Source organism: Candidatus Aminicenantes bacterium (assembly GCA_026393855.1).
Taxonomy (GTDB): Bacteria; Acidobacteriota; Aminicenantia; order Aminicenantales; family UBA4085; genus UBA4085.
Genome location: JAPKZJ010000006.1, coordinates 1 through 21,748, shown reverse-complemented (window position 1 = coordinate 21,748; position 21,748 = coordinate 1). Strand labels below are relative to the sequence as shown.

The window sequence follows — 21,748 nt, the reverse complement described above, 5'->3', positions numbered from 1 at the left end:
CGAGCCCGGCGAAGAAATCGAGCGGGAAAAGCTCGTAGGCATAATCGCCCTGGCCGGTCGCACCGGTCCCCTCATGACCGTCGAAGTCCATTTGGCTCAAGCCGGTCTCGTTGAACCGGCGGGCCAGGGTGCGGCAGATCTCCCGCTGCATCTCGAAATTCGGAAAGAACACTTTGTACGGATGGTCCAGGAGCTTCCCGACCTCGGCCCCGCGCTTATGCGCCGCCGCTTGGGTTCCGAAAGCCCCGCGCTGACAGTCGAGCAGCCGCCAGGGCGCCGCGATCGACACCGCCCGATAGCGGATGAGCTCGTCCCCGATGACGACGGTATGGAGCCAGTTGGCTTTCTCGTTATTAAAGCATTCGGGCGAAGCGACAGGGATCCCGGTTTCCGCGGCCCCGATGTCGGCCGTCAACACACTCGTCCCGGTCCTGGCCAGCCGGGGGTCTGGGATCGGCGTCACGTAGGGATCGTTGGTCTGAATGAAGGTCGTCAGGGTGTGGGCGCCGAGCCGGAGGCCCAGGGCCTTGGCCTTTTCGGCGCAAGCCCGCAAGCCCGCCGCACCGCCGGGGAAGGACTTGCGGCTGATCTCGAAATGCCCCCAGCTCTCGAACGGCTCCATGTGATACAGGGACATGAAGCCGCCCCGCTTGGTGTAGCCTAACAGCTCGTCGATCGTCGCTTCGCTGTAGTCGACAATGAGATAGGAGCGCCCCCGCTCGGGCGAAACCTTGGCCCAGACTCCGTCGATGAGCGGATGCGGAAGCCCCTCGGCGAGCTCGATCTCGCCCAGGTGGGCCAGGATGGCGGGCTCGGGACAGCCGAACAGGGCGATTTTCGACCCGACCACGGTCTCCCCGGGTATCGGCGGGATCGGCATCCGCGGAAACTGGCCCAGCCAGACGTCGGCCGTTCGGGGCAGCGAGCGATTCAAGCTGTAGGCCTGGAGCACACTCCCCCACGGCCGCAGCTCGGCCGCCCGGCCGCGCGACATGTCGAAGCCCTCCTCGTTGTCGGGAAAGCTCCCGATGGTCTTGGGGTTGAGGGCCTGGATGCCTAGGCCGTACGTCCCGTCCCTGACGACGCCCACGATCTCGCCGACGGTCTTGGAGATGGACGTGGGGAAGGGCCCCCAAAGGCAAAGCCTGATCTTGTCCGCCGGCTCGGCCCGGACGACTTCAAAGGTGAGGTGGGTCGGTTTCGAGGCGAGGCGGACATCGACTTCCGCCCCAAATCCTTTATACGCCAGCCGAAGGAGGCCCGGCCCGACTTCGACAGCGGACGTCGGCGCTTCGATGCGGTCCCCCACCTTGATCGAAAGCAGAGGCGCCGGCTGGCCGGAGGCCAGGAGCTCCCGCCCGTGGACGAGATCGTAGATACTCGTCACGGCGCCGCGAGCATCGATTTGGAGGCGGAGCTCGTTCGTGGTCAGGGTGAGGGGGGATTGGGGTCCGGCGACCAACATGGCGAGGCCGGCCCAGGCGGCGTAACGGAGGATGGTTCGGGTCATGGCGGCCCCATCTTAGAAACCGCCGCCCGGGATGTCAACCGGCCCGTCCGGCTCGCTCAGCTCGAACCCAGCGCTGAGCCCAACGCGGGCTCCTTCATGAGAAGACACTTTAAAGAAATCGAGGCCCGAATTGAGAGTGCCGCCCGTTCCCGCCGTCTCTTTATAGGGGAAGCCATGAATCGGGAAAAGGCCGTCAGGTTGACAAAACACGCCGAAGGCTACAGCCGGACTCGCGGATTTCTGTTCGAGGAAGTCAGAGCGGCAATTCGCCAAGGCGAGTGGCGTCCCACCGAGCAGGGCCGTTGGGAGACGGAGATCGAATCTGTATACAACAGCGACTGGAACGGACGGCGTTTCAAAACAAAGAAAGTCCGGCCCATCTTCGTCGAAGAGCCTGGGGAGATCGTTGTCATCACCGTCTATGTGTATTATTATTAGCGAGGAATCGCCATGAAGATTCAATACGATGCTGAAGCGGACGCACTCCATATCGTCTTCCTCGATGCGACCGTAACCACAAAACACTTGGGGGAGGGAATCGCCGCGGATTTCGATCAATCCGGACGATTGGCCGGTCTCGAAGTCCTGGACGTGACGAGGCGCCTGGGCGGGCGGGATTCTCTGCGTCGAGTCTCCGTGGAAGGCTTGGGCTCAGCCGTCACGGCTGTTCGAGAGAAAGCTCCAGAGCCGTATTCCAAAACAGATCGCCGCGTCATTCGGGCCCCATCCAAGCCGAAGCGCTGAAGCCCGGTTCGTCGCGTGCCGAATCCCTATATTAATGGTATAATTTGGCTTCTTCGCCCATGAAAAGGAGTCTATTATGGCAACCCGATCCTCCCTCCGTCTCGCCGCCGCATCCGGCCTAGCCCTGATCCTGGTCCTGGCCCTCGTCGCTCCGGCCCTGGCCCAGGCCCAGCAGCGCTCGCCCGAATACAACGAAGTCCTGGCCGCCAGCCGGATCGTCGACGCCGCGGCCCGGTTGAAAGAGTTCGAGCGCCTCAAAGCCGCCTATCCCGCCGCCCAGATGAAGGAGACGATCGACGCGTTCATTCAAAACGCCCGCGTCGAGCTGGCCCCCTCGCTGGACGCGGTGATCGCGCTGCAGAAGGATTTTCTCGGCCAAGGCCAGGGGCCGCGCCGCGCGACCAGCTATCTGCAAGCCGCCTCCCAGCTCCTGGAGCACCCCAAGGCCGCTTCCTTCGACAAAGCCAAGGTCCTGGACACCGTCTCCAAGTACCGCGACGCCGGGGCCCGGACGGCCAAGGAGCCCGAGACGCTCGCCGCCATCCCGGGCGAGGACCAACGCATGGCCTTCGCGGCCTTCTTCGGCAACGCCTTCCAGATCATCGTGGCCAAGGCCCAGATCTTCGCCGGCAACGCCCCCTCGGCCCTGATTACTATGGAAGCCTACAAAGGCGCCGGCGGCGCCTTGGACGCCGATTATTACAGCATTCTGGGCGACGCCCAGGCCCAGCTGGGCAAGAACAAGGAGGCGTACGACGCTTTCCTGCAGGCCGCCGTGGACAACGCCAAGGGCGCCGCGGCCAAGGCCCTGGCACTCTATAAAAAGATCAACGGCAAGGAAGAAGGCTTTCTGATCGAGCTGGAGAAGAAGAGCAAGCAGCTGCCATACGCGCCCGACGCCTTCGAGCCGCCGGCTGGCTGGAAGGGCAAGACGGTCCTGGCCGAGATCTTCACCGGCTCGGAGTGCCCGCCCTGTGTGGCAGCCGACCTCGGCTTCGACGGCCTGATCGAAGCCTATCCCGCCAAATACCTGGCCATCCTCGAGTACCATCTGCCGATCCCCGCCCCCGACCCGATGATGAATCCGGCCACCAAGAAGCGGGCGGAAGTCTACGCCGCCACCAGCACCCCCACGGTCGTCATCGACGGCGACAACAAGATGATCGGCGGCGGCAGCCGGAGCATGGCCGGCGGCAAGTTCAAGCAGTATAAGGCCGCCATCGACGCCAAGCTGGCCGAGGCGCCCGCGGCCGAGCTGAAAATCACGGCCGCCAAGGCCGGCGACATGGTCAACGTCGCTTTTAGCGCGGACGTCGTGGTCCCCGGCGCCGACTACATCGTGGTGCTGGTCCAGAAAGAGGAGAACTACAAGGGCAGCAACGGCCTGCAGTTCCACAAGCTGGTCGTCCGCGACCTGCTGACGGTCAACCCGGCCGGTCCCAAGACCGCGACCTTCAACCTGGCGGCTTCGGAGAAGGCGACGGACGCCTATCTGACGGACTTCGAGAAGACCTATACGCGGATCCCGAACTTCAAGTTCGCCGAGCGGCACGCCGTCATCGCCCGTCAGGGCCTGAAGGTCGTCTTCTTCGCCCAGGACCGGACGACGAAGAAGGTGCTGAACGCCGCGGTGGCGGACGTCAAATAGAGGCCGTCACTCGGCATCCTTGACGCAGCGGAAGCCTACGGTCGAGCTGCGGTCGAGGCCGGGCGCCACGAGAAGAAGAATCTGAACGCGGTCCACGGGCAGCGGGCCGCTCTTGACGTACCAGACGCTCTTCTCGGGCGCATAATGGCTCCCGCCGCGGATGATCCCGTACGCGTACACTCCGTCGTCGTAGACGTCGCCGAGCACCTGCCAGACGTTGCCGACCATGTCCAGGACGCCGTAGGGGCTGGCCCCGCGCGGGAAGGCGTCCACCGGGGTAGTCCGGTTGAGCTTGTCGTTACACCGGCCAGGCTCCATCTTCGCCCCCCAGGGATAAGCCCGGCCGTCGGTCCCCTGGGCAGCATACTGCCACTCGGCTTCGGTCGGCAGGCGCTTGCCCGCCCAGCGTGCGTAGGCCCGGGCATCCTCAAGCGAGACCCAGACGACGGGGTGGTTTTCAAGGCCGGCGGGGATCTTCCCGCCCGACCAATGCTTCAGGAAGTTGGACGCGTCCTTGGGCGCGTATTTCGCCGCCGCCAGGAAGGCCGCGAACTGGGCGTTGGTCACGGGCGTGCGGTCCATGAATAAGCGCGGCATCGCCAAGGTCCGCGGCTTCTGGGTGTCCGGATAGGGAATGATCGGGTTGGCGTCGTCGGGGTTGCCCGCGGTCTTGAAGACGAACGTCCCGGCCGGGATCTCGACCATGCCGGGCGGCGCGATCTTGGCGGCCGCGGTCCGCTCGGCGCCGGAGACGAGCCGGGGCAGGGCCAGGGCCAGGCGAACGACCCGTTCGTCCAGGATCTCGCCCCGCCCGTCGAACAGCTGGACAACGAACTTCTCCTCCTGGAATCCGAAATAGTCGTGCAGGGCGATCGTCCGCCGCTCCGTCCCGAACCTAGCCGGCTCTTCGGCATAGGAGGGACTTCCGGCCGAGACGGCGATGCGGCTTCCCGCGGGCGCGCCGGGCGCTTCGAACGTCACGATCTCGCCGTCCGCGGAGACCTTGAGGATCTCCGGCAAAACGGCCAGGCATTCCGCGTTCCCCTCAAGGCGCGTTCCGAGCCGGGAGGCGGCGAAGGCTTCAATGTCTACGGGCGCGTAGAAGCGCCCGCTGCGCTCAACGGCCGCGAGCTCTTCGTGATTCCACAGGCTGACCAAATGGGAGCCGGCAGGAACGTCGACATCGACGAGCGGCCCCTTGTATCCCTCGGGACGCAGGCTGAAGACGGTGAAGACGGTCTTCCCTCCGTCCCGCCAGCGATTGGCCCAGATGCCGTCCTCCAGAGTGGGGACGAGCGGCTGCCAGGCGGGGTCGACGAAGGCCGTCGCGTTCTCGCGCAGCAGCTTGGTCGTCCGGCCTAGATAGCGCAGCTCCTCCTCGACCCAATCGGGCCGGCCCGGCCGCATGGTGTTGATCTCCGAGCCGTAACCGTTGAAGAAGGCCACCGCCGATTCGCGATGGAGCGGCCCTTCGGCCAATTGCAGGACGCGGAAGATGGCGAAGTCGGGCTTGATGAACTTGTTCAGATTGAGGGGCGGAGGCATATAGAGGGCGTCATGGACGCGGCCGGAGACGATGCCCGGCATATCCTTGGGCACCGCCATCCCCTCACTGTACATGATGATTCCGGGTTTGACCCGGTCGGCCGCAGCCTGGAACTCGCGGCTCGACTCGCCGCGCGTGTCGAGAACGACCCCGTCGGCGTCGAGCGTCTTCAGCATGGCCTCCATGCCGGCGATATGATCCTCGTGCCTCGTGCTTTCGTCCCAGGGGTTGTAGGAGATGAAGTATTTCTTGCCCAGCGTGTGGGCCAAGTCGACCTGCCGCCGCAGCTCGGCCAGGCCGCCGGGCAGGTCGCGGTACATATCCCACTGGTTTCTCTCGTCCAGACCCAGGCGCGGCCAGGTCGGCCAGATGGTGTAGATGTCGATCGGGCCGAGGAGCTTGTCCCAGGCGGTTAGGGTCGCGTCATAAGCATAGCGCTGTGTCGAGCGGTCGAAATAGACGTGATCCCAGGCGAACTGCAGGACCATGAGATAGGCGCGGCGGACCCAGCCCAGGTCGGCCCGCCGGAAGAGAGCGTTATCAAAAGATGGCAGATCGTAAAGGAAGCGCTCCCGGAACATGATCTCCAGGCCGCGGCGCCAGCCGCCGCGATGGGCCTCGAAGTGCAGGGCGTACTCGACCGAGCCGCCGGGCTCGAGGATCACGGCCCAGCGGGTGCGCTCGGCCTTGTCGGTCTTGACCCGCCGGGCGATGGCGGTCAAGGCCGTCCCTCCCCCCGCGTCGGCCGTGCAATACCCGAGGTGCCAGGCGTTATCGGGCAGGACCGCACCGATCGGCTTCAGGCCCGGGCGAAAGAGCTGCGTCCGGCTGAGCGTATGCGGCGGCTCGTTGGGCAGGCCGGCCGTGATATAGGTCCGGTCGCCGCCCTCGCCCAGCGGAACGAGATTCTCCAGCTTGAGCTTGGCCTTGGTATCGTTGCGGAAGACGACCGCGAGCTTGGCCCCGGGCCGGAATGAAGCCTCGGCGGCGACCGTCATCGTCAGCCCGGGCGGGAGCGCGGAGGCCGACTGGAGGCGCCCGTCGATAAGAACCGAGAAGAGCGGGAAGGGCGCGGACAGGGCGATCTCCGAGCCGTCCGAGAGGATCAGCCCCGCGACAGCCGATGCCGCGCCTTTGGTCCCGATCATCTTGAGCGATCGGAGCGATTCACGGGCGGCCTGCCCGCCGGGAGAATACGAACCCCCGGTCCCGATCCCGCCGCCTAGCCCCTGGCCCGCGATCCCGCCAAGGAGGACCGCCCCGATGACACCAAGCCCAAGAAACGTACGAGCGCGCATGGAGGCATTGTTCCATAAAGAACGTCCCGGCCGCAAACCAGGGAAATGCATTCCCTCTTAAACTTCGGCCGGCGCTCTTTTCCGTCGGGACACCGGGGTTTGTTGACACCGCCTTCCGCCCGAATCTATACTTGCGGCATAGTCAAGAGGGATATTTTTACGTCTTCGGCAGCCGAACTTCGGGAGGCGTCCCAAATGAAATCCATCCGAACGGACTCCATGCTCGCCCGTGTCCTGCTTCTTCTTTTCGTCCTCCTCATTTCGGCCCCCCCTGCGACGATAGGCCAGGGATCTCCCGCCTTCTCCCTCAGGGTCGAAGAGGATTCGACCGAGGCGGACGAGGCCGGGTTTGCCCTGATCATCACGAAGCTGATCTTTTCCTTCGACAGGAACATCTCCCGTTCGGATATCGGGAGCCTCTCCCTCAAGGTCAACGGGATCGACATTTCGAAGCTGGCGGCTCCCTCCGCTGCTTGGACATCCCTGGATCGGAGAACTCTATGCCTGTCCTTGACGGCGAAGTCCGGCATGCCCGAAAGCAGCGCGGATGACAAGGGCATTTCCCGGTTCGACGCGACCCTGAAACTGAAAGGCTCTCCGACCGTATGGGAAGCCGGCGCGGCTTACGATTATCTCGAGCACAAGGAAGTGCCGGCGTCGCCCAAACCGGCGGAAAAAGCGCGGCCGGGCGCGGCGAGGCCGAAGACGGGAGATATTGTGGCGGGACCCTGGCTTCCGGACACGCCGGACGATGCGGGGCTCTGGAACAAGAAGGATACTCCCTGGCGCAAAGGCGACATTCTGGTTTCCGGCCCCTCCCAGCCGGCCAATCTCGACGCCGTCAGTGCCGAAGCTGTGGATTACAGCAAGCTTAGCCCGGAAAAATACCGGTTCGCCGTGGCGACCGTGATGGAGTCGATGCACCTCATCTACGGCGACATGTCCCCGGTCGAGGAGCAGCGCTTCCAGGCCAAGTGGGCGCCGGTAATGGATTTTCCCACACCGGCGGCCGTCAAGTACTTCAACGCCCTCGGCCCGCTTCTCACCCAGTTTATCGACGCGCGATCCGCCATCGTCAGCCTGGGTCTCCAGTTCGACGAGGCCTGGTCGCAGGCCGGAGTGGCGGCCGGATTCCAGGACGAGGACGCCGTCGCCGAGGCCGTCGCCGAGGCCCAGCGCCTTCAGAGCCTGATGGCAGGCCAGAAAGCACGGATGGCGGAGGTCACCGACCGAATCAAGGCGCTGGGCGACCCGCCGAATCCCTTCGCCGCGCGGCACCGAGCCCGCAAAGCCCTGGATCAAGCTCTCGAGAGCCTGCCCAAGCCAAAGCCGGCGGATGGCCCGGGCTCCTACACCCTGGTCGCCGTGCGGGCCAACGTCCATCCCAAGCCGCCCCGGATGCACGACGCCGACGGCGAGATGGAGCCGACCAAGGTCGAATACGCGGGCTCGACGATCATTAAACGGACGACCTATCGAGACATCGGCGACGACTACAAGTTCGGGACAATGGGCCAGGCGGGCTTCAAGATTTCCTGGAATCCGCCCCCGCCGAAGATCCGCGCCGACGAGCGGCTGGAAATCAAGACCCGGATGGAAGTCCTCGAAGGCAAGTGCTACCCGGACAAGAACCCCCGTTGGGGGCACCTGTCGTTCCCCACCCTGGACATTTATCACATCTTTCTGAAGGCCAATCAGGCCAACAGGCTTGAAGAGATCCTGAAGAGCGAAGACAGCATCAACGGCTTGGGCATTTGGAAATCCGAAATGTGGCCCATCGGGGGAACGATGAGCCTCCTTAACGACAGGGACGCGGGATTCCGCGTCTGCGATCCCGGCACCTGGAAGCCGTTCCTGCGCGACTATGAGCATCAGACTCAGAAGCTGACGACCGACATCTCCTGGCCGGAGATCGGTTATATCGTCCTGTCCGTCTCCGTCCACGACTCGCAATTCCTGGGGCGCGTTCACTATGTCTACCAGCTCGACCCGGACGGGACGCTCGAACCCGCGGCCCAGCCGGAAGCCCCCGCAATCGACGGAAGACAGCCGGAATCCAGAACGCCGCCCGCGGACGCCGAACGGGCCTGGAAAGAAGAAGCCGTCACCGGCCATGCCGCCGTCATCGCGTCCCTTGAAGGCATGGTGGAGAAATGGCGCGCGGAGCTTGCAAGGGAAAAGGTTCCGGAAAGGGCCAAAAGCCTGAATCAAAACATTTTCCAAGCGGTCACGAACATCCAGCAGGAGCAAGACGCCGTCGCCACCCTGCAGACCGGCGAGCTCGTGCGGACGCGTTCGGCGTTCGACGAGGTCAGCCGCCTCAAGCTGATCGAGTCGTGCGAGACGGATGTCCGGAAAGCCCGCATCTGGCCGCGGGCTGAAGCCTCGGTCGACAAGCTGATCGACCTGCTGGAGCCGGCCGAAAGGCCGTCGATGCGCGCCTGGGTGGATCGGCAGCTCGACGCAAAAGCCAAGGCGTCCTGGGATACGGACAAGCTCAAAGCGGTGACACAGGCGGTCCTGCACAAGGTCCAGGGCCGCGCCCTGGCCGACGAGGCCGCAGCCGAGGAACAGATCAATCGCTATGAAGAGATCAAGTGGGGGGCGGGGATCGGCATGATGGTGGTCGCGCCCTTCGCCACGGCCCAGGCCGTCGTCGGAGGAGGCTCGTGGATCGCGACCCAGGCGCCGTCGCTCATCGCCGCGGGCTTCGGCGTCGGCACGGGATACATCGAAGGCGGCGCGTCCGAAGCCGTCGTCACGGGTCTGCGCTTCTACTCCGGCATCGTGGACACAGCCTTGAGCTTCACCGAGGGGTTCTCCAAACCCGAGGGCGGCGGATTCGCCGGCGGGATGAAGAACGCCATGATGTCCCTTCTGCTCCGGAAAGGCACCGAGCTGGCCGCCGGCAGGATCATCCAGAACCGGGTCACGGCAGGCGGCGCTCCGGCCCGCAAGCTCACCTGGAAGGAAGTCCTCGAGGACGCGGAGTTCCTCCAGGCCAAGAAGGACGGCGAGTCCCTGGTCGAGAATTACCGGCGCACGAACGACGCCTTCGAGAGCCTTGTCTCGAAAACGAAGCCCGCGGCCATGGGCCGGAACGAGTACCTCAAGGCCAACGCCGACCGCCTGGCCCAGACGGTCGAAGGCCGGGCTCTGACCGAAGCCATGGCCCAGGTCGAGAGCAGCTATACGGCCAAGATGGCGATCAACGCCAAGAAGATCCCGGAGAAGCTCAAGCAGGACTACAACCAAAGCCTGGAATCCTTCCTGGAGAAGCCGACCATCGCCAAGACCAAGCAGCTGATGAAAGAGATGGGCTGGAACGACTTCGAGATGAGTCAGATCCGTCACTCGGCCAACACCAAGAAGGTGGGCCGCGATCATGACCTGGCCGTCAAAGAGGAAGGTTGGCGCCCCGAAAAAGGCGGCGAGCCCAGAACTCTTCAGGAATTCCAGCGCGACCTGGAATCCGCGCTCCACAAAGCCTACCGGGAGACGTCCGGCAAACGAAGCTCCAAGATGGCCGACTGGAAGGGAACGACCAGTGTAGACGCCGAAGCCTACATGGACAAGGCCGTCCTGAACATCACCCGGCTGCGCGAACAGGGCATCAACCCCCTGCCCGGCCTGAACAAAGACCTGGCGATCCAGACGGCCGGGGTCAACGTCTACAAAGTCGAGCTGGCCCTGGCCAAGGGGACCATGGAAGGCCGAGCGGAAGCTTGCCGAACCATGGCCAAGGAGATCGACACCAAGATCCTCCCCTTCACCCCGAAGGGCAGCCCCGCGGCCCGCTATTTTGAGAACCTGCAAGCCGCCCTTCAGCGGGGCGGGGAGAACCCGCGGCAGGGAATGATGGAGGTCTACGGGATCACGGGCCGGAGATTGAACGAGCTCGCTTACGTCCTCCGTGACCGCCTGGCTCACGTCATCCAGACGGGAAACCGATGATCGGAGCCGCCCCGAAAAGCAGCCGGATCAGCGGACCGGCCAATCGGGTTCGGGCGGCAGGCCGAGCTTCTTCAAACGGGCCGCCCGGTCGGTCAAGATCTTGGTCATCTCGGCCTCGGCGTCCTTCTTCTGTTTTTGATAGTCATCCCAGGCTTTTTGGCCGACGACCTGTTCGGGCGTAGCTTTTTGGAGGTATTGCCGAAGCGCTTCATCCGCGGCCTTCTGCTCCGCCGCCGTGTTGTTGATATTTCCGGCCTTCAGCCTCAATTCCCGCTCTTTCGAGCTGTTATCGACCTTCGAGATGTGTTTAAGGATCTCTTCCTGTTCCCGGGCCGGGTTGGCTATTTGGTTCAGCTCCCAATACCGCTTCCGCTCTTGGTCGGCCGTCTGCTTCTCTTTGTCCATGGCCTTGACGATATCCCCGTCCTTCTGGCTCTTGTCCTTGGCCTTGACCCAACGGACTTGAAGGGACTGATCCAGCTTATCCACGGCACCGCCTAAATCCTTGTATTCCTTGCCCTGAAAGTGCTTGAGGCCGGCAAAGAGCTTCTGGCTCATGACCGGTTCGTAGAGGGTGTCGAACTGCTTGCGGATTTTTTCCTGGTTGTCGTAAGTCGCCTTGATGCTCTTGGCCCAGCCGGAAAGGCTGCTTTTCCATTTTTCGATGACGTGGGGGTATACGTCCTTCAGGCTGGTCCAGCGGGCTTGGATGGCCGCGATTTTGGGGTCCAGCTTCAGCTCGGCTCCATGGTTCTGGACGACCCGTTTGCGGATTTGTTCCAGGTCGGAGGCCACGTTGTCGACCAAGCTCTTGGCCTGCTTGACGTCCGAGCGGCTCTTCTCGATCGCCTCGACGCTCGCGACCGCATCGCCGGCAACGCCCTCGGCCGTTTCCAATATCTTTTCCGCCTCCGTCATCGTCTTCAGCCACTCCTCCTTCCGAATGGGGTGGAATTCGATGTCCTGCTGGAGGCAATAGATATCGTCGTTGGCCTTCCAACGCCAGCTCATGACCTCCCGGCCGGCGGATTGGACCTCGGCGGCGATGAACTCCTCGTTGTCTTTCCGCCACTCCTGCCAAGAGGCCGGGACCGGCTGGGATTTTTCCTGATAGATCATCTCGGCCTGGTCCACGGTGTTCGACCAGAGGGAACAGCGTTCATTAACCAGATCGTCCCAAGCCTTGGTCGTTTTGCTCGGCTCGCGGGAGGTCGAGGCCATGAGGGTCGTCATATCATTAAAGATCTGATCGAAGGTGTTCATGGCGTCCCGCCGCCAATCCATGACCGAGGGCTGGTCCGAGGTCTGGGATTTAGCGGCCGGTTTCGACGGCTTTTGGCCGGCCTGACCGGCCGGGAGGGCGAGGGCCAGGGCCAGAGCCGCCGCCGCGAGGGTTCGAGTATATTTCCGCATCTTCATGCTCCTGTTTTTCCCGGCCATCAGAAAGGCTGGGGGAAATTGGTTATATACCAGCGGCCCTTGCTGCCTCCGACCCGGCGCAGGAAATGCGGCTTGGGCGAGCCGTACTGGCGACCGCGCTCGTCGTAGGCTTTGGAGAACACCGTCGCCTCCTCGACCAGGTCCTCGGAGATCTTCTTGACGGTCTCCTTCTGTTCGGCCGACAGGAAGAAGTCCTCCAGCCGATTGGATTGGTCATACCCCTTGAGGGTCCGGATCTTGGCCTTGTCCACGGTGACGTGAACGTAAAAATTCGCGAATCGATGCTGGTGCCAATCCCAATGGTACATCAGCAGGCTCGAGGCCCGGGGCCCGGCTTGCTGGCGGGGGTCGATGCACTCCCGATAGAGGTCGAGGTTCTTCTCCTTGATGGCCGCGGCGAAAATCTCCACCACCCGCTCGGGTGTCGCGTTTGCCGGCACCTCGCGCACCGAGTAGAGCGGGGCCTTGATCCGCTCCAGGTTTTCCTCGCCGGCAAAGGCCCCTCCGGATTCAAGCCCGGGAGCGGCCAAGGCAAAGGTTACGCCCGGAACATAGATGGCCACGGGCTCGACGCACCAACCCCAGAAGGCGGACATCGTTTTTCTTTTCTCCGCCTGGGGAACCAGGAACCGGATCCCCGTGACGCGGGCGACCAGCGTCCACTTGCCGCCCTCCGGGACATCTTGATTGATCTGGCGCCGATATCGCCGCACGGCCTCATAAGGCCCGATCCAGGCGCGGTTGGCGAGCTCCACCCAGTAGTACCCCCGGGCGCCCGAGCCGACGAAAACGTATTGCTGACCGCCTTCGGTGAATTCGTTGGTCGGATATTCGAACTCGTCCAGGATGACGTAGCGGCCCTTGAGCGTCTCGACGGACACGTCCCGGACGGAGGGAGGCGGGAAAGGCTTGGCGATGACTCCCGGCGAGGCCAGAATGCCTTTCTTGAAGGCGGTCCATTGCTTCTCACCCTCTTGGGCGAAGAGGTCCTTGAACTTTTTCTCATTCTGCCGGAAGGTGAGCATGTCCGGCGTGATGTCGACGAAGTCGCCCTTGCTGCCCATGACCGCCGCCTGGGCCCGTTTGAACAAGGCGTCGGCCTTGGCATCGTTCGGGTATTTTTCCTTCAAGGCCCTGATCCGTTCCAGGGCTTGCGTTTCGTCATAGCCCATTTTAAACGGCTGGCCCTGCATGCGTTGGGCCTTGTCCTCGAGCTTTTTGAGATAAAACTCGGCCTTGCTGATGTCGTTTGCGGGCGCTTGTTGGAAGCCGGATCCGGAGGCAAGAGCGCCGGCCGCCGGGGCCGAAGTCCAGCCCGAAGCCGGGATGAGGGCCGCCATTAACACCAGAAGGCTTCCCAAACGCCGGGCCGCGACGCCGCGGGAGCAAGTAGACGGGCGAGAATTCATGCCGAACTCCTTGTTCATCGGATCAGGATTGATCCAATCGATCGATGCAACTCCGCCGGGCGCAGAAAGCCTGATCGCAATGGGGAGAAGTCGTCTTGAAGTATGTCCCCCCCTATCATGGCCTCCCGAACATGGCTTGAATATATCGCCGGCCGAATGAGGATGTCAATGACCGCACCGACTCGGCGCCGCACCCTCAACGAAGAACGAAGACCAGGACGACGACGGCGGCCAGGAGAATCCGGTAGACGACAAACGGCAGGAATCCGCGGCGGGCCAGCCATTTGAGGAGCCCCCCGATCACCAGGAACCCGACCGCGGCCGAGACGATGATGCCGGTCAGAAAGGGCGCGTCCACGGCTGAGGGGGAAAGATGGCGGAGCTTGAAGACGGCCGCGCCGGCGATCATCGGCGTCGAAAGAAGAAACGAGAAGCGGGCCGCCGCTTCCCTCGTCATCCCGGCGAAAAGTCCGGTGGCCATGGTGATGCCGGACCGGGATACGCCAGGGACTATCGCCAGAGCTTGGGCCAGGCCGACGGCCAGGCTGCGCCCCAGGGTCGGCTCGACGCTCGTGACCCGGCGCGCCGCCATCCGGTCGGCGATCAACAGGACAAAGCCCATCGCCGCCAGCATGGCCGCAATGACAAGCGGCCCGCGAAAGATCGTTTCCGCCTGCGATTCGAACAGGACGCCGGCAGCCGCTCCCGGAACGGAGGCCGCCGCCAGGAACCAGAATAGGCGCCCATCGGGGGTCGCCAGCCCTTTGGTCAGGCCGTTACGGATGAGCCGGAGCCAATCCTTCCAGAAGAAGGCGACCACGGCCAGCAGGGTTCCCACATGAAGGGCGATGTCGAAGGTCAGCCCCGGGTCGGGCCAGCCGAAAAACCACGGCGCCAGGGTCAGATGGGCCGAGCTCGAGATCGGCAGGAATTCGGTCAGGCCTTGAATAAGCCCCAGGACGGCGGCATGAATGATCGGCATGGCGGCGCTCCCTGTCTTTCCCTACTTCAGCTTGCCCAAAAGCAGGAGGACGATTATTCCGATGATGATCGCCAGCCCGATAAACAAAGCCGCTTTCCGGCGCCCGGCCATGAACTCGGCCGTCTGATCGAGGTCGATATAATAGCGATCATTGCCGGCCTCGACGAACACCCCTTTGTGAAGCAAGCCCCGAAAGATATGGTTGTTCCGGACGCGGAGCTCATCGAGCGGACGGGCCGAATGGGGATCGATCGCATCCGCTTTCTTGAACTTCCGGATATATTCGTTCTGCTTGATGAGGATGGTTTCGCCGCCCATAGCCGTCTCCGCCTACTTCAGCTTGAGCCCCAGCTCATTCAGTTGGCGCTCGTCCACGTCGGAGGGCGAGCCGGTCATCAGGTCCATGGCGCTGGTTGTCTTGGGGAAGGGGATGACCTCGCGGATGGACTCTTCGCCGGCCAGGAGCATCACCAGGCGGTCGAACCCGAAGGCGATGCCGCCGTGGGGAGGGGCGCCGTAGCTCAAGGCTTCGAGGAAATAGCCGAATTTGGATTCGGTCTCGGCATCGGAAAGCCCGAGGGCCTTGAAGATCCGGCGCTGGACGTCCATCTCATGGATACGGATGGACCCGCCTCCAACCTCGACCCCGTTCAGGATCAAGTCATAGGCCTTGGCCCGGACCCGACCCGGCTCGGTTTCCAGAAACGGGAGATCTTCGGGCGCCGGCGCGGTGAAGGGGTGGTGCATGGAGACGTGACGCTTCTCCTCCCCGCTCCATTCGAAGAGCGGGAAATCGGTGACCCAGGCGAAGGCCAGGGCGCCTTTCTTGAGGGATTCGTCGACCGGCCAAGTCCGCCGGATCTCGCCCAAGGCCTTGAGGGCGGTCTCGCGCTTGTCGGCCACGAGGAGGGCCAGGTCGGAGGCGCCGCCGCCGAGCTCGGCCCAGATCTTCTCATACTCGGCCTCGGCCAGCTTGAGCCCGGCCTTCCAGCCGTCCTGCCGCTTGATCCAGAACAGGCCTTTGGCGCCGAGCGACTTGGCCTTGTCACCCAGCTTGTCGAGCTGGCCGCGGGAGAGATTCCCGGCGCCGGGGACGAGCAAGCCCTTGAGCTCGCCGCCGGCCGCGAAGACGGCCTGCAGCATCTCGGAGCCGAGGCTTTTTCCGACGGCGGTCAGGTCCTTCATGGCCAGCGGGACGCGCAGGTCCGGTTTATCCGAGCCGTACTTCTCCATGGCCTCGGCATAAGTCAGCCGGGGGAAGGGACGGACTAGCGTCCGGCCGGCCAGGGCAAAGACGGCCTCCATCAGGCCCTCGTTGAGGGCATAGAACTCCTCGGGCTCAATGAAGCTCATCTCGATGTCAATCTGGGTGAACTCGGGCTGGCGGTCGGCCCGCAGGTCCTCGTCGCGGAAGCAGCGGACGATCTGGAAATAGCGGTCGAAGCCCGCGATCATCAGGGTCTGCTTGAACTGCTGGGGCGACTGGGGCAGGGCATAGAAGCGTCCCTTGTAGACCCGGCTGGGAACGAGGTAGTCGCGGGCGCCCTCGGGCGTCGGGTTGGCCAGGATGGGAGTTTCGATCTCAAGGAAACCGTGGCCGCTCATGTAGTTGCGGACGGCCAGGGCGGCGTCGTGGCGGAGCCGGATCTGCCGCTGCATCTTGGGCCGGCGCAAGTCGAGATAGCGGTACTTGAGCCGCAGCTCCTCGGAGGCCTGGGGCGGATCGGCGATGGCGAAGGGCGGGGTTTTGGACGCCGCAAAGAGCTTCAGCTCATGGGCCTCGAGCTCAACCTCGCCCGTCGGGATGTCCTTGTTGACGGCTTCGCGCCGGCGGACAAGGCCGCGGATGCCGATCACCGATTCGTTGCGGAGCTTTTTGGCTTCTTCCATCAGGCCGGGCCGGTCGGATCGAAAAACGATCTGGGCCAGGCCTTCGCGGTCGCGAACATCGACGAAGACGAGGTGGCCCATGTCGCGCGACTTGTGGACCCAGCCGCAGAGGACGACCTCGCGGCCTTGGTCGGAGGAGCGCAGGGCGCCGGCATAGTGGGTGCGCTTCCAGGCCGCGGCGGCCGGGGCTTGTTCGTTGCTCATAGAGGGCTCACTTATTAAGAGAAATTCGTCGCTATTTTAGCTTAATTCCCAAAGGCTGGAAAGACAGGGGTCAGGTCTTAAGATATTAGTTTCGGCCCCAATTGTTTACAGCCTCGGGGGAGAATCGGGGAAAACTTATAACTTAAGACCTGACCCCTCTCAGAAGCTCTTCGGGGGTGCCGGCGACCTGGGTTCCCGCAGCCATGTCCTTAAGCTGGAAAATGCCCTTGGCCGTCTCGTCCTCGCCGACGATCAGGACCCACGCGGCGCCGAGCTTGCCGGCCCGGCCGAACTGGTTCTTGAAGCTGCGGCCGCCGAACTCAATGATCGTCTCGACGCCGCCTCGCCGGAAGAAGCGGGCCAGCTCAATGGCTTTGGCCGTCGCCGCTTCCCCATGGTGGACGACGTAGAGAAACCGCCGCGGCTCAGGCTTGAGGGTCAGCATGGCGATCAGCCGCTCGACCCCCATGGCGAATCCGATGCCGCAGATGTCGGGGCCGCCGAAATCCTTCATCATGTCGTCGTAGCGGCCGCCGCCGAGGATGGCGTTCTGCTGGCCGCCGCTCGTGTTGACGACCTCGAACGTCGTCTTAGTGTAGTAATCAAGCCCGCGAACCAGGCTCTCGTCGTGACGATATGCGACTCCGTAGCGGTCGAGATGGGCCCGGAAGGCGGCAAAGTGGTCGCGGCACTCGGCGCAGAGGAACCCGGTGATCTTGGGAAACGCGCGGGCCTGCTCGCGGCAGCCTTCGATCTTGCAATCGAAGATGCGCAGCGGATTGGTCTCCATCTTGCGCCGACAATCCCCGCACAGCTTGTCCTGGACGGCGACGGCACGCTCCCGCAAGGCCTTCGAGAAAGCGGGCCGGCAGGCCTTGCAGCCGACCGAGTTGACCAGCGTCTCGGTCTCGACGACCCCGAGGCTCTTCAACAGGGCGTCGGCCATCTCCACGATCTCGGCGTCGAGGGCCGGGTCTTTCTCGGCAAAAACTTCGACGTCGACCTGATGGAACTGGCGATAGCGGCCCTTCTGGGGCTTGTCGTACCGGAACATCGGGCCGATGTAGTAGTAGCGCATCGGTGTTCCGAGCAGGTCGAGCCGATGCTCGACGATGGCCCGGGCGACCGACGGGGTATATTCGGGCCGCAGGGTGATCGAGCGGCCGCCTTTGTCGACGAAGGAGTACATTTCTTTCGTCACGATATCGGTCGTCTCGCCGGTCCCTTTCTGGAAGAGCTCCGTGGGCTCGATGACGGGCGCCCGCAGTTCCTTGTAGCCATACAGCTCGAACAGCCGCTTCGTCTCGGCCTCGACCTTCTGCCAGACTTCGACCTCGCCCGGCAGAATGTCGTGGGTGCCCTTGACGGCGGTCAGGGTTTTCCCAGCCGGAGCTTCGCCGCTCATTTCTCGACGAAGACCCCCATCTTGCGGAACTTCGCGTAGCGCTCGTTGAGCAGCTCTTCGACGGGCTTGCTCTCGAGCTTCTTGAGGGCTTGGGACAAATGCTTGTCCACAGTCTTGAAGGTCGTCTCCGAATCGATATGAGCGCCGCCGGCAGGCTCGGGGATGATCTTGTCGATCAGGCCGAAGCCGAAATGGTCCTGGGCCCGCAGGTGAAGGTTCTCGGCCGCCTGCCGGACGATCGACGGATCGGACTTGTCCTTCCAGATGATGGCGGCGCAGCCCTCGGGCGAGATGACGGAGTAGAACGAGTGCTCCAGCATCATGACCTGATCGCCGATGCCGATGCCCAGAGCCCCGCCGCTCCCGCCCTCGCCGATGACGATGCAAACGATCGGGACGCGCAGGGTGAACATCGTCTTGAGGTTCAGGGCGATAGCTTCGGCCTGGCCGCGCTCCTCGCTTCCGATCCCCGGGTAAGCACCCTGAGTGTCGATCAGGCTGACGATGGGATGGCCGAACTTCTCGGCCAGCTTGAAGATGCGCAGGGCTTTGCGGTAGCCCTCGGGATTCATCTGGCCGAAGTTGCGGTCCAGCCGCTCGCGGGTCGTGCGGCCCTTCTGCTGGCCGACCACGGCTACGGTGCGGCCCTTGTAGAAGGCGAAGCCGGCCACCAGGGCCGGATCATCGGCAAAGCGCCGGTCGCCGTGCAGCTCCATGAAATCGGTCATCAAGGCGGCGATGTAGTCGAGCGAGTAGGGTCTTTTGGGGTGGCGGGCGATCTGGACGATCTGGGTCGGGGTGATATGGGGGGCGATCTTGGCCCATTCCTTCTCGATCTCCAAGCGCAGGGCGGAGACTTTTTCCGCCGTCCCGGGCTCGCCGGCCAGGAGGAGCTCATCGATCTGCTCCTTGAGCTGGATGATCGGCTTCTCGAGCTGATAGAAATCGTCGGTTTTGGTCATGGCTTCTCTGCTTGAAGGGTTGATACTTCGGTATTCTAACGGCCGGTCGGAAGGGCTGTCAAGGAGCCAGAACAATAGGGGTCAGGTCTCAACATTCAACATTTCCCCGAAATAAAACGCCGAAAGACAATGTTTGTCGACAGAAATGTTGAATGTTGAGACCTGACCCCTACCGCTGGCGGGCGGCCTCGAACAGGAAGACCGAGGCGGCCGCAGCGACGTTGAGCGAGTTGATCTTGCCGCGCATCGGGATCGACAGCACCCGGTCGCACTTCTTGCGGACGAGGGGGCGGATGCCCTTGCCCTCGGAGCCGAGGACGATCGCCACCGGTTGGTTGTAATCGAATTCCCAATAGAAGCCGTCGCCGCCGCCTTCGGCACCAACCAGCCAGATCCCCTGCTCGCGCAAATGATCCATGGCTTGGGCCAGGTTGGTCACCCGGGCGACTTTCATATGCTCGAGGGCCCCGGCCGAAACCTCCGCGACGGTCTCGGTCAACCCGGCCGAACGGCGTTCGGGCAGGACGACCCCGTTTACGCCCGCGCACTCGGCGCTGCGCAGAATGGCGCCCAGGTTTTGCGGATCCTCGATCTCGTCGAGCAGGACGAGGAAGGGCTTCTCGCCCGCGACGCGGAGAACGTCCTCGAGGGTATCGAATTCCTTGGGCGCGATCATGGCGATCACCCCCTGGTGATGGGGCGCCATCTTGTCCATGACCTGGCGGGGCAGGAAGAGATAGGGAACATGCGCGTCCTTGGCCAAGCCGACGATCGTTCCGAGAGGCCGATGGCCTTCCTCTTTCTGTAGGATGATCTTGTTGACCCGGCGCGGGGCGGACTTGAGGACTTCGATCAGCGGGTTGATGCGGGTGATGCGGTCCATGTATTTAAGCCTTTTTATACGCATCCCCTCGGGGGTGGATGCCGACGACGGCGATGATTCTGTCTTCTTTTAAAACTCGAAAAATCACTCGGTACTCCCCGACCCTCAGCCGATGATAATCCTGGAGCTCGCCCGATAAAGACAAAACGTCTTTATGAAAAAGCGGATAAGGCAGAGTCTCAAGCTCGGCCAACGTTAGCGCAACCTTCCGCCGAAGGCTCTTCGGCAGCCGTCGAAATTGCTTCTCGCTATGAGAAGAGAGCTTAATCGTCCAATTCATCGAGCCGCTTCCCGCCGCCGCCCTTGATTTCCTCGTAGCCGGATTGGCATTCCCGAACGAAATCGGGGATGCTGAGGAGATCCATGGTTTCGCGGTGCCTTAAAATGTATTCATCCGTCATCTGCTCGAGGATTTTGCTCATAGACGAGCCCTCAAAGCCGGCGATGGCCTTAAGGAGCTTCAGCTTCTGTTCCGGCAGCCGCAATGTCGTCGTTCTCATGGTGACGTCCCTCGCTCTAGATATTAAGACTATGATTTATTGCTGTCAATATATTATTATATTTTTATATCGTTCGACCGGTCCGCCTTTCCCAAGCCCCCTGCGCCGCAGATCTTTACAAAATCGTCTTTTCTTGTGCTACTATCTTTCGGCTATGAAGGACGAAGAGAACAGCCGCTTGGTCTCCTGGAAAGAGATCGCCGCCTACCTCGGCTGCGACGTCCGGACCTGCCTGCGTTGGGAGAAGGAGCGCGGTCTACCCGTCCATCGGCCCGGGGGCAAGCCCGGCCCGCGGGTCATGGCCTGGAAAAAGGAGCTGGACGAATGGCTGGGCGGAGGGGCGCACGGAGCGGCGGAAGTCGAACCGGCGCGGGAAACGACCACAGCCCTGGATGCGCGGGGCTCGATCAGCCGCACTTGGATTTTGATTCCGGCCATGCTGATCATCGTGGGGGGCTTAGCCTTTCTCGGCATCCGGGCCCTGACCATAGACCGCGAACCGGCCGACTTCAGAATCGAGGGTTCCCGCCTGATCATCCAGAACAAGGAAAAGAAGGATCTCTGGGATTTCGATACGAAGCTGAAAAATCTTTGGACGGAAGAAGACTATCGCCGGCGATTTCAAACCCGTTCCATAGATAAAGAAAATGGTTTGCTCTATGCTCCCTGCCTCATCATCGAGGACATCGATGGGGACGGGCATGCGGAAGTCCTTTTCGCGCCGCACGCAGAGCAGCTACGCAACTCGAACCGGATATATTGCTTCGACCGCCGCGGTAAGGAGCGCTGGCATTTCGACGGCGGAGGGGAGATGGTCTTCGGACCCAAGACCTACTCGGGGGACTATTTCGTCTCGTTCGAGATTCACGACATCGACAACGACGGGCGGAAAGAGATTTTCGTCATCGCCGAGCATCTCGATGATTTTCCGACGCAACTCACCCTCCTCTCGCAGGATCGGCGCCTTCTGGGCCAGTACTGGCACTGCGGACGGATTACAGATCTCGCCCTCGAGGACCTGTACGGAAACGGCCGTCCCGAGCTTCTCCTCGGGGGTGTGGACAACGAATCTGAAAAGGCTTTCTTTGCCGTGCTGGATCCCCGGATCTTGGCGGGTCAATCGCCTAGCCTGAAGAAAAGATGTCCAACGCTTCCGGCCGGGACAGAAAAAGCTTACATCCTCCTGCCCTACACCGACCTTGATCCCTATGACGATGCTCATGGGGTCCTGGCCTCGCTTCGGCGGCTGGGCAACGGGCGAATCGACGTCAGGACGTCGAAAACCCAAATGATCTACGAGCTCGACCCCAAGACGCTGGCCTGCCTGGATCTCGTGTTCTCGTCCACCTTTAGAAGCCTGCACGAGAAAGCCG

At 62.8% G+C, this 21,748-nt stretch carries 16 protein-coding genes; 4 read left to right on the top strand and 12 right to left on the bottom strand.

Translation table 11 applies throughout. The features are described from left to right. Both NTZ26_00250 and NTZ26_00245 read right to left on the bottom strand, forming a co-directional pair. Nucleotides 1-1,510, bottom strand: a 1,510-nt coding sequence (locus NTZ26_00250; protein MCX6558917.1) for a hypothetical protein, incomplete at its 3' end; no start/stop codon positions are given. A 12-nt stretch (nucleotides 1,511-1,522) separates the two neighbouring features. After that, nucleotides 1,523-2,068 carry a hypothetical protein gene (locus NTZ26_00245; GenBank protein ID MCX6558916.1) on the bottom strand — a complete coding sequence of 182 codons (546 nt, stop codon included), beginning with the start codon at nucleotides 2,066-2,068 and terminating at the stop codon, nucleotides 1,523-1,525. On the opposite strand from NTZ26_00245, the gene NTZ26_00240 reads away from it, so the two are divergent. Beyond that, on the top strand, nucleotides 1,961-2,254 hold the full coding sequence (locus tag NTZ26_00240; GenBank protein MCX6558915.1) for a DUF2283 domain-containing protein: 294 nt from the start codon (nucleotides 1,961-1,963) through the stop codon (nucleotides 2,252-2,254). The genes NTZ26_00245 and NTZ26_00240 overlap by 108 nt on opposite strands. 76 nt (nucleotides 2,255-2,330) lie before the next feature. Then, nucleotides 2,331-3,902, top strand: coding sequence for a hypothetical protein (locus NTZ26_00235; protein ID MCX6558914.1), 1,572 nt, complete (start codon nucleotides 2,331-2,333; stop codon nucleotides 3,900-3,902). 6 nt (nucleotides 3,903-3,908) lie between these two features. Here NTZ26_00235 and NTZ26_00230 read toward each other — a convergent pair whose 3' ends face one another. Then, complete coding sequence (locus NTZ26_00230) at nucleotides 3,909-6,746, bottom strand: SUMF1/EgtB/PvdO family nonheme iron enzyme (GenBank protein MCX6558913.1); 2,838 nt, start codon at nucleotides 6,744-6,746, stop codon at nucleotides 3,909-3,911. A 195-nt stretch (nucleotides 6,747-6,941) separates the two neighbouring features. Between NTZ26_00230 and NTZ26_00225 the strand changes: the two genes are divergently transcribed. Continuing rightward, on the top strand, nucleotides 6,942-10,700 hold the full coding sequence (locus NTZ26_00225) for a hypothetical protein (GenBank protein MCX6558912.1): 3,759 nt from the start codon (nucleotides 6,942-6,944) through the stop codon (nucleotides 10,698-10,700). A 27-nt stretch (nucleotides 10,701-10,727) separates the two neighbouring features. Here NTZ26_00225 and NTZ26_00220 read toward each other — a convergent pair whose 3' ends face one another. From NTZ26_00220 to NTZ26_00180, 9 genes are all read right to left on the bottom strand, one after another. Further along, entirely contained in the window at nucleotides 10,728-12,119 is a 1,392-nt protein-coding gene (locus NTZ26_00220; protein ID MCX6558911.1) for a hypothetical protein, read from the bottom strand. 20 nt (nucleotides 12,120-12,139) lie between these two features. Further along, nucleotides 12,140-13,549 carry a hypothetical protein gene (locus NTZ26_00215; protein ID MCX6558910.1) on the bottom strand — a complete coding sequence of 470 codons (1,410 nt, stop codon included), beginning with the start codon at nucleotides 13,547-13,549 and terminating at the stop codon, nucleotides 12,140-12,142. Between the two features lie 196 nt (nucleotides 13,550-13,745). Continuing rightward, nucleotides 13,746-14,531: an undecaprenyl-diphosphate phosphatase gene (locus tag NTZ26_00210; protein ID MCX6558909.1), complete on the bottom strand. Its 786-nt coding sequence runs from the start codon at nucleotides 14,529-14,531 to the stop codon at nucleotides 13,746-13,748. 21 nt (nucleotides 14,532-14,552) lie between these two features. Continuing rightward, a complete protein-coding gene (locus tag NTZ26_00205; protein ID MCX6558908.1) occupies nucleotides 14,553-14,849 on the bottom strand; it encodes a hypothetical protein in 297 nt (98 codons plus the stop codon). Between the two features lie 12 nt (nucleotides 14,850-14,861). After that, a complete protein-coding gene (gene aspS, locus NTZ26_00200; protein MCX6558907.1) occupies nucleotides 14,862-16,625 on the bottom strand; it encodes an aspartate--tRNA ligase in 1,764 nt (587 codons plus the stop codon). Nucleotides 16,626-16,767: 142 nt separating this feature from the next. Further along, a complete protein-coding gene (gene hisS / locus NTZ26_00195; GenBank protein ID MCX6558906.1) occupies nucleotides 16,768-18,030 on the bottom strand; it encodes a histidine--tRNA ligase in 1,263 nt (420 codons plus the stop codon). Further along, nucleotides 18,027-18,992, bottom strand: a complete 966-nt coding sequence (locus NTZ26_00190; GenBank protein MCX6558905.1) for an acetyl-CoA carboxylase carboxyltransferase subunit alpha — start codon at nucleotides 18,990-18,992, stop codon at nucleotides 18,027-18,029. The genes hisS and NTZ26_00190 overlap by 4 nt, the downstream gene beginning before the upstream one ends. Before the next feature lie 169 nt (nucleotides 18,993-19,161). Further along, a complete protein-coding gene (rlmB, locus tag NTZ26_00185) occupies nucleotides 19,162-19,875 on the bottom strand; it encodes a 23S rRNA (guanosine(2251)-2'-O)-methyltransferase RlmB (GenBank protein MCX6558904.1) in 714 nt (237 codons plus the stop codon). A gap of 263 nt (nucleotides 19,876-20,138) precedes the next feature. Continuing rightward, on the bottom strand, nucleotides 20,139-20,375 hold the full coding sequence (locus NTZ26_00180; protein ID MCX6558903.1) for a hypothetical protein: 237 nt from the start codon (nucleotides 20,373-20,375) through the stop codon (nucleotides 20,139-20,141). A gap of 133 nt (nucleotides 20,376-20,508) precedes the next feature. Here NTZ26_00180 and NTZ26_00175 point away from each other — a divergent pair. Continuing rightward, nucleotides 20,509-21,748 (top strand): FG-GAP-like repeat-containing protein (locus NTZ26_00175; GenBank protein MCX6558902.1); only part of this gene is annotated, 1,240 nt, incomplete at its 3' end.

Excerpts from the sequence above, each read along its gene's own strand:
- NTZ26_00240 (MCX6558915.1), top strand. The coding sequence starts at position 1,961 with ATGAAGATTCAATACGATGCTGAAGCGGACGCACTCCATATCGTCTTC.
- NTZ26_00235 (MCX6558914.1), top strand. The coding sequence starts at position 2,331 with ATGGCAACCCGATCCTCCCTCCGTCTCGCCGCCGCATCCGGCCTAGCC.
- NTZ26_00230 (MCX6558913.1), bottom strand. The coding sequence starts at position 6,746 with ATGCGCGCTCGTACGTTTCTTGGGCTTGGTGTCATCGGGGCGGTCCTC.
- NTZ26_00225 (MCX6558912.1), top strand. The coding sequence starts at position 6,942 with ATGAAATCCATCCGAACGGACTCCATGCTCGCCCGTGTCCTGCTTCTT.
- NTZ26_00220 (MCX6558911.1), bottom strand. The coding sequence starts at position 12,119 with ATGAAGATGCGGAAATATACTCGAACCCTCGCGGCGGCGGCTCTGGCC.
- NTZ26_00215 (MCX6558910.1), bottom strand. The coding sequence starts at position 13,549 with ATGAATTCTCGCCCGTCTACTTGCTCCCGCGGCGTCGCGGCCCGGCGT.
- NTZ26_00210 (MCX6558909.1), bottom strand. The coding sequence starts at position 14,531 with ATGCCGATCATTCATGCCGCCGTCCTGGGGCTTATTCAAGGCCTGACC.
- NTZ26_00205 (MCX6558908.1), bottom strand. The coding sequence starts at position 14,849 with ATGGGCGGCGAAACCATCCTCATCAAGCAGAACGAATATATCCGGAAG.
- aspS (MCX6558907.1), bottom strand. The coding sequence starts at position 16,625 with ATGAGCAACGAACAAGCCCCGGCCGCCGCGGCCTGGAAGCGCACCCAC.
- hisS (MCX6558906.1), bottom strand. The coding sequence starts at position 18,030 with ATGAGCGGCGAAGCTCCGGCTGGGAAAACCCTGACCGCCGTCAAGGGC.
- NTZ26_00190 (MCX6558905.1), bottom strand. The coding sequence starts at position 18,992 with ATGACCAAAACCGACGATTTCTATCAGCTCGAGAAGCCGATCATCCAG.
- rlmB (MCX6558904.1), bottom strand. The coding sequence starts at position 19,875 with ATGGACCGCATCACCCGCATCAACCCGCTGATCGAAGTCCTCAAGTCC.
- NTZ26_00180 (MCX6558903.1), bottom strand. The coding sequence starts at position 20,375 with ATGAGAACGACGACATTGCGGCTGCCGGAACAGAAGCTGAAGCTCCTT.